Origin of the sequence: Curtobacterium sp. JUb34 (assembly GCF_003755065.1) — a bacterium.
Classification (GTDB): Bacteria; Actinomycetota; Actinomycetes; order Actinomycetales; family Microbacteriaceae; genus Curtobacterium.
The window spans coordinates 1-4,694 of sequence record NZ_RJVH01000001.1 but is presented as its reverse complement, the minus strand read 5'-3'; the positions used below and the strand labels follow the sequence as shown (position 1 = coordinate 4,694).

The window sequence follows — 4,694 nt, the reverse complement described above, 5'->3', positions numbered from 1 at the left end:
CCCCGACAACGGCCCGGTGGCCGGTGGCACGGTCGTCACCGTGACGGGTACGGGCTTCACGGACGACGCCACGGTGTCGGTCGACGGTTCCGACCCGATCGAGGCGGACTCCGTCTCGGACGACGGCACCGAGCTGACCTTCACGACGCCGGCACACGCCGTCGGCACGGTCGACGTCACGGTCACCACGCCTGGTGGGACGTCCGACCCGCTCGACTTCACCTACACCGCGGCACCCGCAGCCGTGCCGACGCTCACCGCGCTGGACCCCGACAACGGGCCGGTCGGTGGCGGCACGCTCGTCACCGTCACGGGCACCGGGTTCACCGACGACGCGACCGTCTCCGTCGACGGGTCCGACCCGATCGTCCCGGAGTCGATCTCCGACGACGGCACCGAGCTCACGTTCACGACGCCGGCACACGTCGCCGGTCCCGTCGACGTGACGGTCACGACCGACGCGGGGACCTCGGACCCACTGACGTACACCTACAACCCGGCACCCGCCGGGGCCCCGACGCTGACGGCGCTGGACCCCGACAACGGTCCGGTCACCGGTGGCACGGTCGTCACGGTCTCCGGCACCGGCTTCGCCGACGACTCGACGGTCTCGGTCGACGGGTCCGACCCGATCACGCCCGACAGCGTCTCGGACGACGGCACCGAGCTGACGTTCACGACGCCGGCGCACACCGCCGGTACGGTCCCCGTGACCGTCACCAACGGGGCCGGCACCTCGGCGCCGCTGCCGTACACCTACGACCCGGCCCCGGCCGCGGTCCCGACGCTCTCGGCGCTGGACCCGGACAACGGTCCGGCTGCGGGTGGCACGGTCGTGACCGTCACGGGCACCGGCTTCACCGACGACTCGACGGTCTCGGTGGACGGCTCCGACCCGATCACGCCGGACAGCGTGTCGGCGGACGGCACGACGCTCACCTTCACGACGCCGGCGCACGCTGCCGGTGACGTCGAGGTCACGGTGACGACCCCGGGTGGCACGTCCGACCCGCTGGTCTACACCTACAACCCCGCGTCGACCACGACGACCCCGCCGCCCGTGATCACCTCGCCGGAGGACGGTGGCACCGTCACGACGCCCAACCCGCCGATCACCGGCACCGGCCAGCCGGGCGCGACCGTCACGGTCACCGTCGGCACGGTCGTCGTCTGCACCGCGGTCGTGGCGGCCGACGGCACCTGGAAGTGCACCCCGATCGTCGGCTTCGGCCCGGGAACGGTGACCATCACCGCCACCCAGATCGGTGCTGACGGCACCTCGGCGGCGTCCGACCCGGTGACGTTCACCGTCCGCCTGGCGACCGCCGGCAACGGTGGCGCCGGCGGCACCGGCCCGAACGGGACGCTCGCCTACACGGGCAGCGACCCGGCTCCGGTGATCGCCTTTGCGATCCTGCTGATGCTCGCGGGCGCCGGGCTCACCATCGCCCGCCGCTTCCGTCGGGCCTAGTCCGCACCACCAGCAGCGCCCGCCGGGATCCGTCCCGGCGGGCGCTGCTGCGTGCGGGGTCCGCACGGTGCGGGGTTCGTCGGGTGGTGCGGGGTTGGCCGCGTGGTGCGTGTCTGCTGCGCTGCACGGTGCGTGGAACCGGGCACGGGATCGCGGGGTCCGCACGGTGCGGGGTTGGCCGCGTGGTGCGGGGTTGGCCGCGTGGTGCGTGTCTGCTGCGCTGCACGGTGCGTGGAACCGGGCACGGGATCGCGTGGTCCGCACGGTGCGGACGGGAGGCGCGGTGCGAGCCGGCCACGGGCCTCCCGTCCGGCGGTCGGCGCCGGGGGCTGAGCACGGTGCGGGGTTCGTCGGGTGACGCGGGGTTGGTCGCGTGGTGGGTGTCTGCTGTGCTGCACGGTGCGTGCAACCGGGCACGGGATCGCGGGGTCCGCACGGTGCGGACGGGAGGCGCGGTGCGAGCCGGGCACGGGGTCGCGTGGTCCGCACGGTGCGGGGGTCGTCGGGTGGTGCGGGGTTGGCCGCGTGGTGCGTGTCTGCTGCGCTGCACGGTGCGCGGAACCGGGCACGGGATCGCGTGGTCCGCACGGTGCGGACGGGAGGCGCGGTGCCAGCCCGCCACCCCTCCCTCGCAGGCTCGGTCGGCGCGCTCAGCGCCCGAGCTGCTCCCGCAAGTACGGCGCGGTCCGGCTCGTGGTCGAGGCGGCCACCTCGGCGGGCGTACCGGTGGCGACCACGCGGCCGCCGTCCTCGCCGCCGGACGGCCCCATGTCGATGACGTGGTCGGCACTCGCGACGACGTCCATGGCGTGCTCGACCACGACGACGGTGTTGCCGGCGTCGGTGAGTCGTGCGAGCTGTGCGGTCAGCAGTTCGACGTCGGCGGGGTGCAGGCCCGTCGTCGGTTCGTCGAGCAGGTAGAGCGTGTGCCCGGTGCGGGCGCGCTGCAGTTCGGTCGCGAGCTTGATGCGCTGGGCCTCACCACCGGACAGCTCCGGGGCGGGCTGTCCGAGGCGCAGGTAGCCGAGCCCCACCTGGCGCAGGGCGTCGAGGCCACGGGCTGCTGTGGGCAGCGACGCCAGGAAGGGTGCTGCCTGGTCGACGGTCATGCCGAGGACGTCCGCGATCGTCGCCCCGTCCCACCGCACCTCGAGCGTCTCGTCGTTGTAGCGCGCGCCGTGGCACTCCGGGCACGGCGCCCAGCTGCCCGGCAGGAACAGGAGCTCGACGGACACCGAACCCTCGCCCTGGCACACCTCGCACCGGCCGCCGGCGACGTTGAACGAGAAGCGGCTGGCGGTCCAGCCGCGGGCCTTCGCGTCGTCGGTCGCGGCGAACGCGGCACGGACGGCGTCGAAGAGCCCGGTGTAGGTGGCGAGGTTCGAGCGCGGTGTCCGGCCGATCGGCTTCTGGTCGACCTGCACGACACGGTCGACGAGCGGGTGCGACGTCGCCACGCCGGGCAGGACGCCGCCGACGAGCGACGACTTGCCGGAGCCGCTGACGCCCGTGACCGCGGTCAGCACCCCGAGCGGCAGGTCGACGTCGAGTCCCTGCAGGTTGTGCAGCGTGAGGTCGCGCAGCTCCAGGGTCCCGACCGGCGTCCGGACGGTGCGGTCCTCGTCGGCACGGTCGCCCGGGTGCAGGAAGCGTCGGGTGACCGACGCCTCGACGTCGGCGAGGCCGTCGACCGGCCCGCTGTACAGGACGCTGCCCCCGCCGGACCCGGCACCCGGGCCGACGTCGACGATCCAGTCCGCGCGCCGCACGATGCTCATGTCGTGCTCGACGACGAAGACGCTGTTGCCGCCGGCGCGCAGGTCGTCGAGGACCTCGACCAGGGACTCGGCGTCGGCGGGGTGCAGGCCGGCGCTCGGCTCGTCGAGCACGTAGACGACGCCGAAGAGCCCCGACCGCAGCTGCGTCGCGATGCGGAGCCGCTGCGTCTCACCGGGGGAGAGCGTCGGGGTCGCCCGGTCGAGTGCGAGGTAGCCGAGGCCGAGACCGACGAGCACCTCGACCCGGTTCAGCAGGTCACGGGAGATCGCGACGGCGACCTCGGTGTGCTCACCCGACGACGCGCGCGAGGTCGCGGCACCGGCATCCGTGAGGGTCGCGATCGGGCGCAGGACGTCGGCCAGCGCGGAGAGGGGCAGACCGTTCAGGTCCGCGATCGAGTGGCCGCCGACCGTGACCGCGAGGGCCGCCCGCGTCAGGCCCGTGCCGCCGCAGAGCCCGCACGGACCGGACTCGACGAACTGCAGCACCTTGGTCCGCTGGGTCTCGCTCTGCGAGTCGGCGAGCGTGTGCAGCACGAACTGGCGTGCGCTCCAGAACCGCCCCTTGTACGGCTTCGCGACACGGTCGCGCTTCGGGTGGACCTGGACGACCGGCTGCTCCTCGGTGAACAGCAACCAGTCACGGTCCTGACGGGAGAGCTCCCGCCACGGCACGTCGATGTCGTAGCCGAGCGCCGCCGTGACGTCGCGCAGGTTCTTGCCCTGCCACGCCCCGGGCCACGCGGTGATCGCGCCGTCGCGGATGCTCAGCGACGGGTCGTGCACGGCCGAGGTCTCGGTGACCTCGTGGGCGATGCCGAGTCCGTGGCACCGGGGACAGGCGCCGGCGACGGTGTTCGGCGAGAACGAGTCCGACTCGAGCCGGTCGGCACCGGACGGGTAGGTGCCGGCTCGCGAGAACAGCATGCGCATCGAGTTCGACAGGGTCGTCAGGGTGCCGACGGTCGAGCGGCTGCTCGGGGCACCGCGGCGCTGCTGCAGGGCCACGGCGGGCGGCAGCCCGGTGATGGAGTCGACGTGCGGGGTCGACCCCTGCGCGATGAGCCGCCTGGCGTACGGGGCGACCGACTCGAGGAACCGGCGCTGCGCCTCGGCGAACACCGTGCCGAACGCGAGCGAGGACTTGCCCGAGCCGGAGACGCCGGTGAAGGCGACGATCCGGTTGCGCGGGATGTCCACGTCGACGTCCTGCAGGTTGTGCTCACGGGCGCCGCGGACACGGATGAAGTCGTCGGGCCCCGGTTGGTCGTCGGTCGCGGTCGATCGGGGGGAGGGCATCTGCTCGATGGTAGGCGGGTGCTGCTGGGTGCGACCGCCCGGCGCACGACGGAAGGGCCGTCCCGGTTGTCCGGGGCGGCCCTTCGCGTGGTGGTGCGGGGTGTTACTTGATCTGTGCGGTGATGGTGGCGGTGCCGACGAGGAGG

The 4,694-nt window shown here is 73.6% G+C and carries 2 protein-coding genes (1 of these 2 running past the window's edge); one reads left to right on the top strand and one right to left on the bottom strand.

Annotation, left to right across the window (positions count from 1 at the left end; translation table 11 throughout):
* Positions 1-1,471 carry the end of an IPT/TIG domain-containing protein gene (locus tag EDF63_RS00010; protein WP_185021214.1) on the top strand. Its footprint begins 1,640 nt before the window's first position, so only the last 1,471 of its 3,111 coding nucleotides appear in the window; its start codon lies beyond the left edge, outside the window; its stop codon occupies positions 1,469-1,471.
* 650 nt (positions 1,472-2,121) lie between these two features.
* Here the strand turns inward: EDF63_RS00010 and EDF63_RS00005 are convergent.
* Positions 2,122-4,548, bottom strand: a complete 2,427-nt coding sequence (locus EDF63_RS00005) for an excinuclease ABC subunit UvrA (RefSeq protein WP_123310060.1) — start codon at positions 4,546-4,548, stop codon at positions 2,122-2,124.
* Between the last annotated feature and the right edge of the window lie 146 nt (positions 4,549-4,694).

Excerpts from the sequence above, each read along its gene's own strand:
- EDF63_RS00005 (WP_123310060.1), bottom strand. The coding sequence starts at position 4,548 with ATGCCCTCCCCCCGATCGACCGCGACCGACGACCAACCGGGGCCCGAC.